Genomic DNA, 14,850 nt, shown 5'->3' with positions numbered 1-14,850 from the left:
GATTGCGGAAAATCGTCTGGGTATGAGCGCCTTGGATCTTCATGGGGCGCACCATATGGCGGGTTTCATGCCGGAGGGGATGCAGCAATATGGCACCGACATGCATCGGGCGGCCAGTCGTTTTATGCAGGTGGTTCAGGATGCCGAGGTGGAGGGGAATCCAGAAAAGGTGTTCGGAGCCTTAAGAGCCATCACTTCAGCCTGTGCAGGCTGTCACGTCAACTATCGGGTGCAATAAAAAGGTTCTAACTATTAAAAAAAAAGATGGGGGGGATTGGGGGGAATTCTTTCCCCCCAAGGTCTGTCCTTTGATCTTGATTTTATAAACAAAAAACAAAAAACAAATATTAAGGTTGTGTTGTTCTAAACAACAAAAACAACACATCCCTCTTGATTGGGTACGCTTTCCACAGCTTACCCATCCGACAAGCTGTTCAGTCCACCATATTTTCAAGAATCGCAGCCGAAACCATCTCAACAGGCGCATCAGCCGTGACATGGGCCTTGCCAATTTTATCCACCACCACAAAGCGGATGCGCCCGGCGGTCACCTTTTTATCCCGGGTCATCGCCTCCAGATAATTTTCCACCGGGAATCGGGGCGCTTTGACCGGCAGTCCGGCCCGCTCCAGAAGGGTGCGAATCCGTTGGGTTTCCCCTTGGCTGCAAAGTCCCATCCGCTGGGAAAGATCCGCCGCCATCACCATACCAATCGCCACACCTTCCCCATGGAGCAGCACCCCATAACCGGCCAATGATTCGATGGCATGGCCAAAGGTGTGGCCCAGGTTGAGTAGCGCCCGGGTGCCAGCTTCCCGTTCGTCCAGGTTGACCACTTCCGCCTTGATGGCGCAGCAGTCATAAATAATCTTGCCGATCAGTGCCGGATCCAGGGCGAGCAGGCCATCGAGATTTTTTTCAATCCGCTCAAACAGCTCCCCATCCCAGATGATGCCATACTTGATCACCTCTGCCAGACCCGCCAAAAGCTCCCGGCGGGGGAGGGTGGCCAGGGTGTCGAGATCGATTCCCACCAGCTTGGGCTGATAAAAAGCGCCGATCAGATTTTTACCCAAGGGGTGGTTGATGCCGGTCTTGCCCCCCACTGAGGCATCCACCTGGGAGAGCAGGGTGGTGGGAACCTGTACAAAGTGGACTCCTCGCAAAAACGAAGCTGCTGCATATCCGGTCATATCCCCCACCACGCCCCCACCCAGCGCCAAAAGGGTGCAGGAGCGTTCGAAGCGGTTTTCGATGAGGGCGTCGAATATGGTTTGCAAATGGTGCCAGTCTTTATACTTTTCCCCATCCGGGAGGAGAATTTCCAGGGGGGTGAGCCCGGCGGCTTTGAGAGAAGCCACCATCCGTTCCATATAGAGCGGGGCGATGGTGTCGTTGCTCACCACCGCGACCTGGGGGCCGGGAAGAAGCGGGCTTAAGCGGGCACCAAGGGAATCCAGAAGCCCCGCACCCACGACAATGTCGTAGGAGCGGGGACCGAGATCCAGGGAGAGTGTGCGGTGGTCGTTCACTCGGGATTGATGATCCGGGGGGTGATGAAGATCAACAGCTCGGTCTGGCTGCTGGAGATCGATTTGTTTTTGAAGAGCCAGCCCAAAAAGGGAATCTTGTGGAGTTCGGGCACCGCGCTGTTACCATCGGTGGCGATGTCCTGAAAAATACCGCCCAGCACGATGGTTTCGCCATTTTTCACCAGCACGTTGGTGTTCACCTCCTTGGTGTTGATGGGGGGAGGTGCGCCCACGGAAGAGGAGGAGCCCAGAGAGTTGTTGGTGGCGGCAACCGCCAGGGTGATATAGCCGTTGGGGGTGACCTGGGGGGTCACCTCCAAGCTCAGATCCGCCTGAATATAGGCGTAGGTCACACCACCGCTTTCAGACTCCGTGGGATAGGGTTGGTTGATCCCCTGGTTGATGGAGGCCAGCTGATTGTTGGTGGTGAGCACCCGGGGACTGGAGATGGTCTTGGCATAGCCTTGGGTCTCCAGGGCACCCAGTTCGATGTCGAGATCCAGCAGGGGAGAGATGGAGCCCATGTGCAGGCCGATCTGCCCCACCGTGGTGGATGGCATCAGAGAGACATTTTGCGCCGTGTTGCCACTCATGCTGGCCCGCCGTTCATAGGTGTTGGTGGCATCCTGATGGGTGGTGTAGGCGTTGGCGGCGGAGTCGGAGATGGCAAAGTTGTTGTTGAGGGTGTTTTTATAGTTGAACCCCCAGTTGATGCCCAGCGCCATGGAGCTGGAGCGATCCATTTCGACAATGCGAGCCTCGATCAACACCTGGGGAATGGGCTTGTCGAGCTTGGAGACCATCTCCCGGATTTTGGCCAGGTTGGTGACGCTGTCCTTGACGATCAGGGTGTTGGTGCGCGCATCAATGGAGACCGTCCCCCGGGTGGAGAGAATCCGGGTGCCTTGGGTTTGATCCCCCTCCATCAGCAGGGTGCGGATGTCGGGAGCGGAAGCAAAGCTGACCGGAATCATTTCCGTGACCAGGGGATCGAGCTGCTGATTGCTCTCCTGTACCTGAAGTCGATCCTGGGCGTTTTGCTGGATTTCCGACAGGGGGGCGATGCGTAAAACATTGCCCTGCTGCACCCGGCCCAGACCCTTGGCTTCCAGCATCAGATCCAAGGCTTGATCCCAGGGCACCTCCACCAGACGCATGGTGAGAGTGCCGGTGACGGTGTCGGAAAGAATGATGTTGAGGTTGCTGATCTGAGCCAGCAGCTTAAAGGCGTTTTGAACGTCGATATCCTTGAAATCCATGGATATCCGCTTGCCGGTATAGGTGGTGCCGTCGGTGCCGCCGATGGTGCTGCTGGCGCCGGAAGGGCTGGCGGGCATCACCTTGAGCTGGATCTCCTGTCCTTTTTGCAAAATTTCATGACGGGAGCTGGGATCCTGCAAAGCCGCCACCAGGCGGGCATTGTCCCCCTGGGGATAGGTGTCCACAGTGTTGACAGGGCTGCCAAAGTCGCTTACATCCAGGCGACGAATCAGCTCCTGGGGAATGGCCATTCCCTCCAGATCGATAATCAGATTGGTGCCATCCTGGTGGCTGTCGACCACCACATCGGTTTTGGAGAGACGAACGCGAACCAGGGCATTCTCACCATCCAGGGTAAAGTCCACCGCCTCCACGCCTGCTGCCAGGGTTGATTCTTCCTCGATAGGGGTCTTCAGAGCCGCTTGAGTGGCTGTACGGTCAGCGGATTGATGGGCCAGGAGAATGACCGGCAATCCGGACTCCTCTTCCAGTTCAAAGATCACCTGGGCATCGGTCAGCTCCACCAGAAGGCGGGCCTTGCCAGCGCTGCCCCCCAGACGAACGGTACGGACCTCGTCGGAGAGTACCTGGAAGTGACGGGGTTCCACCGGCTCGGACAGTCCGGTCATGTCCACCACCAGACGGGGGGGGTTGTTCAGGCGGATCGCCTTGGGGTTGACAATGGTTCCAGAACCCAGCAGTTGAATGCGGGTGCCTGTTTCACTTTCGCTGATGCGCACATCCTGGATTTGGGTGGCACCGCTGGTCTCTTCCTGGGTTAGGCTGAGAATGTAAATATCGAGCCCGCCAACCCGCTCTTGTACTTCATACTGGGTATCCCCCTTGAGGGTGATCTCCAGGCGTGCCCCCTCATCCCCGGTATTGCTGGGGAACAGGTCGCCCACCGTGGGCAGATCCACCGTGAGGGGCTGGACCGTGGGATCCATCTCCATGCCCGGCAGGGTCAGGAGCAGACGGGGGGGATTGTCCAGCTGATAGACCTGATATTTGTCCGGCGTGGCCCCAAAAATCGAAATCCGGGAACCCTGACCGCTCTCCACCGCTTCGATCCGGGAGATGCGCGGGACATCCATCTCGGTATCGGCTGCGGCTGAAGCAGCCTTTTTGGCGCTGGCTTCGGTGGTGGTCGCCTCTGATGCGGCATTGGTTTCCGCTGCGCTGGCCGCGGGGGCCTGATCGCTGGAGGAAGCCAGTGGATTGGGCCATTCGGCACAGCCGGAAAGCCCTACGGTACAAGCCAGAAGAATGGCCAATGATAATCCCTTGGACATTATTCGTTTTCCTCTCCATGCAACCGCAACGTGGTGGTGCGGGTTGCTTTGGGGTCAAGTTGAGTGGGTGTTGGTTCGACGATCAGAACGGCGCCATCTTCAATGGTGATGATCCGCCCTTCGTTGACCCCGAGATAGTGACCCGTTTTAACCAAATGGCCCTTGCCGGTGGTGTCTTGAATCATGGCAACGGGTTCCTGTCCTTCGATATTGAAAAGAATGGCAACCAGATGCAGACTGTCCAGCTGGAAAGCTTCCAGAGGCTCTTTGATCCGCTTGGGCCGGTTGATTTTAATGGTGGTTTCGTCCTCGACGGGCGCCACCCCCTTGAAAGGATTGTCAAAGGGATCCCGCTTGCCTTCCGGGCGATAGATGAAGACCTCTTTTGGGGCCACTTTGACGCTGAAACTAAGGGGGTCGACGGCCTGTTCAGTGGCCGCTTCCATCATCGGTTGGCTGCCTTCAGCCGAAGGGGCTCTCCGGGGGGCTTGGTCGGCAGTCGGATTTTGAGCCATTGCCTCTCTGGCAGGCATCTCTTCGAGAGAACCCCCAGGGGCCTGATCGGGATCCGTGGCTGCCAGGCCGGGATTTTTTTGGGCCAGTTGAGCTGCGGCTTTTTTACCCGCGTCCAGATTTTCCACCACGGGTGTCGTGATGTCGATCTGGGCGTGGGCCGTGTCAGCCAGCATCGGGGTGATCAGACAGGCGGCAAGGAGTGTTCCGGCTGTGGAAAGGGGCTTGATCATTTCTTTGGCCTCTTGCCCTTCTTGTCCTTGCCCTTTTCACCCTCTGTCTCCAGTTCCGGCTCCAGATAACGGTAGGTGGTGGCCTTGGCCACGGTGGTCAGGTTGCTGGAAGCGGTGCCCCCACCGGGTATCATGGAGATATCGGAGACGTTGACGATGCGAGGCAGCTGCGCGACTTGATTCATGAAGAGCGCCGAGTCGTGGTAGGAGCCGATAAATTTCAGATCCACCGGTACTTCAGCATAAAAATCCCGCTCTTCCTCCTTGCGGGGTGCGAAGAGCTGAAATTCCAGACCCTGGGCGTGACCAGCGTGGGAAATGTTGGTCAGAAGAGCAGGGATTTCGTTGGTGGTGGGCAGCTCCCGAAGGGCGATGATTTCCTTTTCCTTGAGATCTTCCAGCTCTTTGCGCAGCTCCGGGAGTTTGGTCAACATCCGTTTTTTGGTGTTGATTTTAAGCTCCTGCTCCTTAAGCTCCGTGTTGAGCTTGTCCAGAGCTTCCTGATGTCCCTGATAGAGGAAATACCAGTAGCCGGCAGCAATGGCGATAATCACGCCGATGCCGATACCGATCTTTTCGATCAGCTTCAGACGCAGGATGACGATGGGATCAAAACCCAGTTCCACGGCTATTTCTCCTCATCCTTGGCGTCGGCATCCTTGGCGGCTGCCGGGGGAGTGATTTCCGCTTTCAGGATGAACCGCTTGACCTTGTGCTCCCCTTCCGTATCACTCAAAATTTTGCTGAGCTTGACCTGGGAAAAATAGGGTGAGGCGTTCAGGTTGTTCATAAAGTCCGCCACCATGGCGTTGGATTGGGCCTTGCCGGTCAACTCCAGGAGCTGTTCTCTGGTGGTCAGGCGCATCAGCCATACCTTGGGGGGAATGGCGCGGCTCAGCTCATCCAAAACGTGGACCTGGAGAAAACGGGCCTGTTGCAGGCGCTCGATGGTATCCAGAAGCGCCTGGACGGCCTCTTTTTTGGCCTTGATGTCTTTGATTTCTCCCAGCTTTTCGTTGAGCTTGTCGATCTGGTGGTCGTTTTTTTTGCGGATCTGCTTTTTGGCGTCGATTTCCTGGTTGATGGTATAATCCACCCCATAGGCCGCCCCTGCCCCGGCAGCAGCCATCAGAAACCAAAAAATCAGGATGCCCTGCATCACCTTCTGGCGGCGGGCGTCGCGGTAGGGTAGCAGATTGATTTTGATCATTATGCCGCTCCCCTGAGAGCCAGACCCACCGCCACCATGAAGCTGGGGGCCATCTTTTGAAACTCCAGGCTTTTCCTGGCTGAGCGGCCTGCCTTCAAACCGAGAAGCGGATCAACCAGTCGTACCTGCAGGCCGGAGTGTTCGGTCATCAATTTGACGATACCCCCGGTCATCCCCCCCCCGCCGGAGAGCAGAAGGGCATTGATCGGCTGTTGGGGGTTGGTGCCTTTGAAAAAATCCAGGGATTGCCCCACCTGACGCATCAGCTGTTCCAGAAAGGGAGTGATCGCTTCGGTCTGGAGATCCCTGGGAATGGTGGGGTTGTCGGCGCTATTTTCAGCGGTGACGCATTTGAGGCGCTCGGCCTCTTCGCTGGAGAGGCCATAACGCTGTTGGATCTCTTTGGTGAGCGTGGCGCTGCCAAACATCAGATCCCGGGTGAAGAGGGGATCGGAGTTGTGCAAAATGGTGAGGTTGGTGAGTGCCGCACCGACGTTGACCAGGGCGACGGTCTCTTCCTCTTCCGGGGCCTGGGGTTTTAAAATTTGATCGTAGGCGTTGGCGATGCAGAAAAGATCCAGATCGCACACCGCTGCATGCAGTCCGGCTGTTTCCAGCGCTTCCAGTCGGTTGTTGACCGCATCCTTTTTGCAGGCTGAAAGCAGGACATCCATGTTTTCGCCATCGTTGCCCAGGATCTGGAAATCCAGATGGACCTCTTCGATGTCAAATGGAATATACTCCTCGGCCTCCAGGGAAATCTGGTCTTCGAGTTCCAGTTCAGGCATGATACCCAACTGAATCTTTTTGACGATGACGGCAGAGCCACTGACAGCGGTAGCGACCCGCTTGGTGGAAAACTTTTTTTCCGCCATCAGATCACGAATCGCCTGGGTGACACCCTCCATGTCTTTGATCTGGCCGTTGACAACGGCCTCGGGTGCCAGGGGCTTCATGCCAAAGCGGTGGAGGCGCCACTGCTTGCCGGCAGGCTTTAACTCGACTGCCTTGATGGCGCCGGAGCCGATGTCGAGCCCCACGATGGGCTTGGTATTGGATAGAAAAGGAAGCATGCTTTGGCTTTAAAAAAATGTTTTCCGATGATTTGGCGCGCTGGATTGGTTAAGCTTGGCTCAAGGGTCGAGCTGAATCGAATCACCTTAACTTAGAACCGATCCCATATCCACTGCGACTTGTATTTTTTTCATCCCCGGATTCCCACCAAAACATGAATGACAGCGTGCCCAAACGGTTTCGGTGGTCCAGGTTTTTTCTCTTCCTGACACTACTCTCCATGGTTCTCGGCGCATTGACCGTCTGGGCGGTCTATATGCGCTACTCCAAGGATCTGCCTGCTCTAAACTCCCTGGCCGACTATCGCCCCAGTCTGCTGACCCGGGTTTATGCCCGGGATTACCAGCTGCTCGGGGAATTTTTTGTCGAGCGACGGCAGTTTGTGCCCCTGCGGGATGTTCCCCGCACCCAGCTTGATGCCTTTCTGGCCATTGAGGATAGCGAATTTTACAGCCATCCGGGCATCAATCTACCAAGCATTTTCCGTGCCATGATCGCTAATGTTCGGGCGGGAAAAGTGGTCCAAGGGGCTTCCACCATTACCCAGCAAGTGGCCAAGACCTTTTTGCTCACCCTGGATCGCACCTGGGAACGCAAAATTCGGGAAATCATCCTCGCCATTCGTATTGAGCAGCGCTTCACCAAAGATGAAATTTTGGAGCTTTATCTCAACCAGATTTTTCTGGGTGCGGGCTCCTACGGGGTAGGGGCGGCGGCCCGGATCTATTTTAATAAAGACGTGGCGGATCTTAATCTGGGACAGATGGCCATGCTGGCGGGGCTGCCCAAGGCTCCCAGCTGGTATAGCCCCTGGCGCCACCCGGAGGCGGCCAAGCGACGGCAAAAGCTGGTCCTCCAACGCATGGCAGAGGAAGGCTACATCACCGCTGAAGAGTCCCGGATCGCCGGGGAAGCCACTCTGGGGCTGGCCCGTCCCCAGAAACCCCTGGAACAGGTCGCACCCCACTATCTGGAACATGTCCGCCGCACGATTTATGCCGAATGGGGCAGTCGGCAGCTTTATAAAGGGGGGCTGGATATCCACACCTCCCTGGATCCCCGCCTGCAACGGGCCGCCCAAGCGGCGATTCGCCGGGGACTCATCGACTATGACCGGCGTCACGGCTATCGCGGCCCTCTGGCCAAACTCCCCGCCACCGACGATATCGCCCTGGACATCTGGCTGGATGAAAACCGCGAGGAGCCCGCTACTGTTGCCGGTTATCTTAAAGGGGTGGTCCTCTCGGTGGGTGAAAAAACCACCGGCAGCGCCCAGGTGCTGCTGGCGGACGAAACAAAAGTGGAACTGACCCTGGAAGGGGTGCGCTGGGCCAGAGAGCGTAAAGGCAAGAAAAAACGGCTGGGCCCCTCTCGCAAAAAGGTCGCTGAAGTGCTCCAGGCCGGGGATGTCATCCTGGTGGAGATGCCTGAGGAAGGGGATGAAAAAGGGGTTGTTCGCCTGGCCCAGGAGCCCGATGCCGAAGGGTCTCTGGTGGCTCTGGATCCCCATACCGGTCAAATTTTGGCCCTGGTGGGTGGATATGATTTTGGCCGCAGCGAATTTAACCGCGCTACCCAAAGCCGCCGCCAGCCCGGTTCAGCCTTCAAGCCCATTCTCTATGCCGCCGGTCTCGACAACGGCTATTCCCCGGTCAGCCGTATCGACGACAGCCCCATTCCCCTGACTTATCGGGATTCTGACACCGGAGAGTTGAAAACTTGGCGGGCGGAAAACTATGAGCAAAAATTTTATGGCCCCACCACCCTGCGGATCGCTCTGGAGCACTCCCGCAATCTGGTGACCATTCGTCTGTTGAAAAGCCTGGGATTGGATACGGCTCTGCCCTATATCAGCCGCTTTGGCCTGGATATCCCTTCCTCCCGCCACGATCTTTCCCTGGCCCTGGGGTCCGTGGGATTTACCCCTCTCAAGATGGCCTCGGCCTATGGGGTGTTCGGCAACGGCGGCAAGCTGGTGGATCCGGTCTACATCGCCCGGGTTCAGGATCGCTTTGGTCGCACCATCCATCGCCATCCTGGGGGAGACTGCCTGCTCTGCCATCAGGAGCCGGTGAAAGGGGTGCTCAAGCCGGAACCCGGTCAGGAGCATCTTCAGGAGGCTCCCCTCTTCGGTACCCGGGTGATCTCTCCGGAAACCGCCTATCAGGTGACCAGCCTGCTCAAGGGGGTGGTGGAGCGGGGAACCGGTCGCCGGGCTCGCAAGCTGAAACGGCCCCTCGCTGGCAAAACCGGCACCACCAACGATCTCAGGGATGCCTGGTTCATCGGCTACAGCCCCTCCCTGGTGACAGTGGTCTGGGTGGGGTTGGATGATTATTCGGTTTTGGGCTACCGGGAGACCGGTTCCCGGGCAGCACTGCCCATCTGGGTTGATTTTATGGGGGCCGCTTTGGAAAATAAGCCTCTGAGTGATTTTCCGGTTCCCCCCGGCATCCACATGGAGGAGGTGGATGCCCTGACCGGCGGACCGGTAGGCGCCCAGACCAAAAAATCGGTTTTGGAGGTTTTTAAAGGGGATGAAAAGCCCAACCCCCCCCAAGGCCCCACCATTTTGGAGAACGATGTGGGCTTTGATGAAGGGCTTTATTGATTCATATGGAGATTTTGTGAACAGATGGGGTGGACTTCCTGAAGCCAGGGCACTAAAAAATAGAAGGTATAAGATGGTGATTAGCGGGATACGTGGGAGGCGGGTATGACCAAGGCTGATCTGGCAGCAGCGGTATACAAACATTTGCCCTTATCCAGGACTCAGTCCCTGGAAATTGTCGAAACCATGTTCGAGGTGGTTAAGGAGGAGCTGGAAAAAGGAGAGGATGTCAAACTCTCCGGTTTCGGCAAGTTTGCCTCCCGGCGGAAAAAATCTCGGGTAGGGCGCAATCCTCGCACCGGACGGGAGGTGGAAATTTCCGCCCGTCGGGTGGTGACGTTCAGTCCGAGCCCCTTGATGCTGGCCAAGAAAAAACCAGTACCCAACCTCAGCACCCCCCAAGGTGTTTTGGATCCGGACTGGAAATAATCCGTACCTGGCCCAGCGGTATCATCCCCTTGTTGGGGAGAGCTGATGGGCATCTTGGAATGGTTGGTTCCTTGGAAGGGTTGGGAGAGAAGAGCGGTTTCCCAATCCGGTGGTACGTGGAATCTCCCAGCCTGATGGTGTCGGGTTAAGCACCTGCGGGTGTGTGGTGGTTCAGGCTCGGTGGCTCTCAACCTCCGGGTCATGACTGAGATCCTGCTTGCCTGGCCTCGTGGGTGAGATCAAGGCCTCCCGGGCCGGATGGCTGAGATGTTGCTTCTGGACGGGGAGGTGCCAGCGGCTACGGCTCTTTCAGTCAAAAGGCGTTTTCATCTGAACGTTCACCCTCCGACACTTCCCCCTCCCTGGTTTAGCGTGTTCTGGCTCTCTTCCATTTTACTTCTGGCCCCAGCGTTGGTGATATAGCCGTTCCAGATTAAAAATGGCGCCTCTTTTTGATTGATGCGGTTCGCGCTGCTCACCGCATCCTACGCGGATGGGCGGGCACTTTCTTTACACCCTCTCTTTTTCAGTCAGCTCGTCGCCAGTGCCATCCCTTCCAGGCCGGGAATAAGGATGCGGCGGAGTTTGATGAGGGCCTTGCTCTCCAGTTGTCGAACCCGCTCCCGGGATATCTTCAGGCGTTTGGAAATCTCTTCCAGGGTGATCTTTTTTTCCGTCATTATCCGCCACTGAATGATCTGGCGTTCCCGCTCATTGAGGGTTTCCAGGGCTGTGGCTATCGCTTCCTGGCGGAGCTGTTTTTCTTCTGACTCCAAAAGCCGGGTTTCCTGATCGGTTCGGGGATCGGCTAGCAGGTTTTGAACTTCTTCTCCGGATTCATGGGACGCACGGTTGAGGGAGTCGTCGGGGCCTGAAAGGCGGCCATCCATCTCCAATACACTGCGGGTGGAGACCCCCAACTCTTCGCCGATCACCTGGGCTTTTTCCTCATCCAAGCGCTCCAGGGTTTTTTTGGATTTGCGCAGGTTGAAAAACAGCTTGCGCTGGGCGGTGGTGGTGCCAATCTTTACCAGGCTCCAGGAGCGCAGGATAAACTCCTGAATCGCCGCTTTAATCCACCATACCGCATAGGTGGAGAGCCGGAATCCTTTGTAGGGGTTGAATTTTTTGACCGCCTGCATCAATCCAATGGAGCCTTCCTGAACCAGATCCATCATCCGCAGACCATAATGTTGGTATTCTCTGGCGATTTTGGCCACATAGCGCAGATAGCTCACCACCAGTTGATGGGCCGCATCCAAGTCTCCCTCTTCCCTGTAGCGAACGGCCAAGTCATACTCTTCCTCCGGAGCAAGCAGGGGAACCTGATCGAGTTGCGCGATGTAGTGGCTCAACTCCTGGTTGCCGGTGTAAGGAATCAGTGCATTTTGGGACATCTTGCTTGCCTCTCTGTTTTTTAGTGCTAGCGTGCTTTTTTTGGCTTTTGACTGGTCGCTGATGGTCGGTTTACCCGATCATTTTGTTTAGTATGAACGTCCTGGGCAAAAGTTCCTCCTCAACTGGGTATGTGGGTATTGGCATGGAAAAATTCAAGACCTGGGTGCGTTCGAGCCTCTTTTTTTTCCTCTTTGTGGTGGGCATTATCAGCTATGCCACCGCCATTATGGTGGTGTGGCCGGTCACTTCCGTGGCCACACGCCAGGGGATGGCTCGCTCCTGGTCCCGTTTCAATCGCCGTCTGTTGGAACTCACCTGCGGCCTTGGGGATCGGGTGATGGGGTTGGAACATCTCCCTGAACCGCCTTTTATTCTATTGTCCAAGCACCAGTCCGCCTGGGAGACGGTGATTTTTGCCGCTATTTTCCCCCCCCTGGTTTTGGTGCTTAAAAAGAGCCTGCTCAACATTCCTTTTTTTGGCTGGGCCTTGAAAGCCACCGATCAGATCGCCATCGACCGCAGTCGGGGGGTGGAGGCGATGCGGAAAATGCAGCAGGCTGGCCAGGATCATTTTGACCAAGGGGTGTCGGTGTTGATTTTTCCCGAAGGCACCCGGACTGCCCCTGGCAGTGTTGGCAAATATAATGCCGGGGGTATCAGCCTGGCGCTCTCTTCGGGTCTTCCCATTGTGCCCATCGCCCACAATGCCGGTCGCTTTTGGGGGCGTCGTTCCTTTTTGAAGCATCCCGGAGAAATCCAGGTCCGGATCGGCCAACCCATCCTCACGGCTGGTCGTCCCAAATCCGATCGTAAGGCTCTGCTCAAAGAGACCCGGGAGGTGATTGAAGGGATGATGGGTGAGATCGACAGGGAAGGGTCTGCTCCTCTCCCTTAAATTCTGATCAAGCCTTCAACTCAACGGCCATCTGTTTGGGGAGGATGGCATCTTTGCAGGAGAAAGTTGTAGAGGAAGGGCTTCAGCAGTTGGTTTATTGCTTCAAGGCTTATCCAGTTGAAGGCAGGCTTTTCTTTTATCCTGGGCCTGCTGTTTTTTGATCAACTTGGCAAAATACTGGATATTTCTATCATTTGGTTGCACGCGTGATCTTGATTCATCCGGAAAGGAACCCAAATGCGTATTCGTTCCCTCCGTTGTGCCCGGTACAAAGCATTCAATGACCCGGTTGAAGTGGAGATCCGGCCATTGACGCTGTTTTTTGGCCGTAACAACAGTGGCAAATCGGCCATTTTGCGCCTGATCCCTTTGCTGCTGCACACCCTTTCCGGCAGGTCACCCAATCAGTTTCCATTGAAGCTGGATGGTCACTCTTATGGGGCGACCTTCCCTGATTTGATCCATGGCCGTTTTCCGGATGGGAACGTTGAATTTGGAATGACGGTTGTTTCATCAGAGGGCCTGCTGGATTTGAAAAAAGTTGAGATCCAGCATATCCGCCGCACTTCTTTCGGCCTCCAAGAAAATATGGATTATACGGTTGTCTCCCGTTTTCACTTGCTGATGGATGGTCAGAGGTTTGATTGGAATTGGGTGCCTGGTCATGGAAAAGTTGCGAAATATCAAACGATTGGTCAGGTTCCTTTCCGTGGAATGTTGCCAGATCCTGAACATGGTGAGGCGGCTGGAGAGTACCGGTCACTTTTCAGTGAATGGCGTGAGCGATTTGGCCGCTATGAAGAAAAAATTGAGCACCTGGGACCACTTCGGGCTCCCATTCAACGGTTTTACGACCATTTTCAAACTGTTCAACCTCTGGGGTTTCATGGCAGTGGTGCTATCAGCCGTCTTATCGGAGACCAGGATTTGCAGGAGAGAGTTTCCTCCTGGTTTGAAAAACATATGGAAGGTTGGCGGTTTTCCCTATCCTCTTCCGGTGCGGTGGCGGAACCCTCTTTGAGCCGGGGAGGGGTTGGTATCAATATGGCCATGGCTGGAGAGGGAATGCAGCATGTACTACCGGTTGTGACCCAGCAGTTGGAGCGGCAGATTTCCACCCAGGATGGTTTTTTGGATCTTCTGGAAGAGCCGGAGATGCATTTGCACCCAGCTGCCCACGCCCCATTGGGAGATTTGCTGATGGCGACTGCCAAGACGGGTAGGGGGCAGGTGGTGGTGGAAACACACTCCGAAAACCTGCTGTTGCGGATTCGACGGCGTATTGCCGAAGGGAACATGGATCCTGACGATGTTGGGTTGTACTGGGTGGAGGATCTGCCGGAAGGGGGAAGTCGGGTAAAACAGATCCCCATCGATAGTGATGGGGAGGTGGCCTGGTGGCCGGAGCGGGTATTTTCCGAAGGGTATCAGGAGGTGCGGGCCATGCGTGGGGCTGTGCATCGAAGGAAAGGATCGTGAGGGTTCGTTTCGGGACAGATGTGCTTCAGGATCCGGCAGCTGAACGCTATCTTGATTGGATCATGACACGCTTGGATAGGGGAGTGCATATTTGGGAGATTCCCGATCCCGACCAGATGGAGGCAAGTGGTTGGTACCAACGGGTAGCGCGTGAGGGTAATTACATCCAGCTGTTGATGGAAAAATCAGCTGAGATGGGGGCTTATCCAGCCAATAGGCAAATCCATTCCCGTTGCATCGTCGTTGGTGAGAATGGTGCCCCTGGCCGGGAGGAGGAAAATGCCACTTTTCTGCCAGCAGAGCCTGCGGCTTGTTACCTGGATAAGCCTCTTTCAATTTTGGTGGAAAACAAATTTTCAGATGGGAAGTTCCTGAAAATAATTTTGAAAGCCTATGGGGGGGATGATTTTAATGAGTGGTATGAACAGGTGGATGACCAGGGCTTGACGTATATTTCCGGTGGCGGTGTTACAGATTTACCCAATCATATCGATGATCAGATGGCGAAGGCCAGTGAGGATGGCATTCCCCTCCGGTTGGTGGTTTTGACGGATCGGGACAGTGATAAACCTGGCGGGTTGAGTAACCAGGTTGGGAAAGTCGTAGCGTGCTGTAAAGAGCACCAAATTGTCTATCATGTACTGATTAAGCGCGCTATTGAAAATTATATCCCGGATGAGACCTTGGAGGCGTGGGCTTTACAACCATCAAACCATCAGTCCCGAGAAAAAGTTGAGACCGTTCTTGACATGGAGCCTGGAGAGCGAGATTTCGTTGATATGAAATCAGCCATTGAGAGAAAAATTTTTAAAAAAATAATGGAGCAGCCTGCCGATCTATGGACCAAGGATAATTTGGTCCTTCGGGATGGCGCTGAAGAGCTGGATCAGTTGGTGGAGCTGATTCTCAAAGAGGTGTAGGAAA

14 protein-coding genes are annotated in these 14,850 nt (G+C 55.6%); 6 read left to right on the top strand and 8 right to left on the bottom strand.

Features of this window, described 5'->3' with window-relative positions:
- A partial coding sequence (locus HQL52_14785) for a cytochrome c (protein MBF0370716.1) occupies positions 1-238 on the top strand: 238 nt, incomplete at its 5' end.
- 196 nt (positions 239-434) lie between these two features.
- Here HQL52_14785 and aroB read toward each other — a convergent pair.
- Genes aroB through pilM form a run of 6 tightly spaced genes read right to left on the bottom strand, consistent with a single transcriptional unit; the run spans position 435 to position 7,113 of the window.
- Entirely contained in the window at positions 435-1,532 is a 1,098-nt protein-coding gene (gene aroB / locus HQL52_14780; GenBank protein ID MBF0370715.1) for a 3-dehydroquinate synthase, read from the bottom strand.
- Positions 1,529-4,084 (bottom strand): type IV pilus secretin PilQ, encoded by a 2,556-nt coding sequence (gene pilQ, locus HQL52_14775; protein ID MBF0370714.1) that lies wholly within the window; start codon positions 4,082-4,084, stop codon positions 1,529-1,531. The genes aroB and pilQ overlap by 4 nt, the downstream gene beginning before the upstream one ends.
- Positions 4,084-4,830 (bottom strand): pilus assembly protein PilP, encoded by a 747-nt coding sequence (locus HQL52_14770; GenBank protein MBF0370713.1) that lies wholly within the window; start codon positions 4,828-4,830, stop codon positions 4,084-4,086. Before HQL52_14770 ends, pilQ begins: the two co-directional genes overlap by 1 nt.
- Positions 4,827-5,456: a type 4a pilus biogenesis protein PilO gene (locus HQL52_14765; GenBank protein MBF0370712.1), complete on the bottom strand. Its 630-nt coding sequence runs from the start codon at positions 5,454-5,456 to the stop codon at positions 4,827-4,829. Before HQL52_14765 ends, HQL52_14770 begins: the two co-directional genes overlap by 4 nt.
- A gap of 2 nt (positions 5,457-5,458) precedes the next feature.
- Entirely contained in the window at positions 5,459-6,040 is a 582-nt protein-coding gene (locus HQL52_14760) for a PilN domain-containing protein (GenBank protein ID MBF0370711.1), read from the bottom strand.
- Positions 6,040-7,113 carry a type IV pilus assembly protein PilM gene (gene pilM, locus HQL52_14755; GenBank protein ID MBF0370710.1) on the bottom strand — a complete coding sequence of 358 codons (1,074 nt, stop codon included), beginning with the start codon at positions 7,111-7,113 and terminating at the stop codon, positions 6,040-6,042. Before pilM ends, HQL52_14760 begins: the two co-directional genes overlap by 1 nt.
- A gap of 155 nt (positions 7,114-7,268) precedes the next feature.
- Here pilM and HQL52_14750 point away from each other — a divergent pair, with 155 nt between their 5' ends.
- Together HQL52_14750 and HQL52_14745 are read left to right on the top strand one after the other, a co-directional pair.
- Positions 7,269-9,725: a penicillin-binding protein 1A gene (locus tag HQL52_14750; GenBank protein MBF0370709.1), complete on the top strand. Its 2,457-nt coding sequence runs from the start codon at positions 7,269-7,271 to the stop codon at positions 9,723-9,725.
- Between the two features lie 105 nt (positions 9,726-9,830).
- Positions 9,831-10,154: an integration host factor subunit alpha gene (locus HQL52_14745; protein ID MBF0370708.1), complete on the top strand. Its 324-nt coding sequence runs from the start codon at positions 9,831-9,833 to the stop codon at positions 10,152-10,154.
- Positions 10,155-10,492: 338 nt separating this feature from the next.
- Here HQL52_14745 and HQL52_14740 read toward each other — a convergent pair whose 3' ends face one another.
- The gene (locus tag HQL52_14740; GenBank protein ID MBF0370707.1) at positions 10,493-10,633 is read right to left on the bottom strand and encodes a hypothetical protein; all 141 of its coding nucleotides are present in this window, start codon (positions 10,631-10,633) and stop codon (positions 10,493-10,495) included.
- A gap of 51 nt (positions 10,634-10,684) precedes the next feature.
- Positions 10,685-11,551 (bottom strand): RNA polymerase sigma factor RpoH, encoded by an 867-nt coding sequence (gene rpoH, locus HQL52_14735; GenBank protein MBF0370706.1) that lies wholly within the window; start codon positions 11,549-11,551, stop codon positions 10,685-10,687.
- A 143-nt stretch (positions 11,552-11,694) separates the two neighbouring features.
- Here rpoH and HQL52_14730 point away from each other — a divergent pair, with 143 nt between their 5' ends.
- From HQL52_14730 to HQL52_14720, 3 genes are all read left to right on the top strand, one after another.
- Complete coding sequence (locus HQL52_14730) at positions 11,695-12,447, top strand: 1-acyl-sn-glycerol-3-phosphate acyltransferase (protein MBF0370705.1); 753 nt, start codon at positions 11,695-11,697, stop codon at positions 12,445-12,447.
- Between the two features lie 237 nt (positions 12,448-12,684).
- The gene (locus HQL52_14725) at positions 12,685-13,926 is read left to right on the top strand and encodes an AAA family ATPase (GenBank protein ID MBF0370704.1); all 1,242 of its coding nucleotides are present in this window, start codon (positions 12,685-12,687) and stop codon (positions 13,924-13,926) included.
- Positions 13,923-14,846 carry a hypothetical protein gene (locus HQL52_14720; protein MBF0370703.1) on the top strand — a complete coding sequence of 308 codons (924 nt, stop codon included), beginning with the start codon at positions 13,923-13,925 and terminating at the stop codon, positions 14,844-14,846. The genes HQL52_14725 and HQL52_14720 overlap by 4 nt, the downstream gene beginning before the upstream one ends.
- Positions 14,847-14,850: the final 4 nt, after the last annotated feature.

The organism is Magnetococcales bacterium, assembly GCA_015232395.1.
Classification (GTDB): domain Bacteria; phylum Pseudomonadota; class Magnetococcia; order Magnetococcales; family JADFZT01; genus JADFZT01.
Note: the sequence above shows the minus strand (reverse complement) of the source record. Positions and strands in the feature narration are given on the sequence as shown.

Excerpts from the sequence above, each read along its gene's own strand:
- pilQ (MBF0370714.1), bottom strand. The coding sequence starts at position 4,084 with ATGTCCAAGGGATTATCATTGGCCATTCTTCTGGCTTGTACCGTAGGG.
- HQL52_14770 (MBF0370713.1), bottom strand. The coding sequence starts at position 4,830 with ATGATCAAGCCCCTTTCCACAGCCGGAACACTCCTTGCCGCCTGTCTG.
- HQL52_14760 (MBF0370711.1), bottom strand. The coding sequence starts at position 6,040 with ATGATCAAAATCAATCTGCTACCCTACCGCGACGCCCGCCGCCAGAAG.
- pilM (MBF0370710.1), bottom strand. The coding sequence starts at position 7,113 with ATGCTTCCTTTTCTATCCAATACCAAGCCCATCGTGGGGCTCGACATC.
- HQL52_14750 (MBF0370709.1), top strand. The coding sequence starts at position 7,269 with ATGAATGACAGCGTGCCCAAACGGTTTCGGTGGTCCAGGTTTTTTCTC.
- HQL52_14745 (MBF0370708.1), top strand. The coding sequence starts at position 9,831 with ATGACCAAGGCTGATCTGGCAGCAGCGGTATACAAACATTTGCCCTTA.
- rpoH (MBF0370706.1), bottom strand. The coding sequence starts at position 11,551 with ATGTCCCAAAATGCACTGATTCCTTACACCGGCAACCAGGAGTTGAGC.
- HQL52_14730 (MBF0370705.1), top strand. The coding sequence starts at position 11,695 with ATGGAAAAATTCAAGACCTGGGTGCGTTCGAGCCTCTTTTTTTTCCTC.
- HQL52_14725 (MBF0370704.1), top strand. The coding sequence starts at position 12,685 with ATGCGTATTCGTTCCCTCCGTTGTGCCCGGTACAAAGCATTCAATGAC.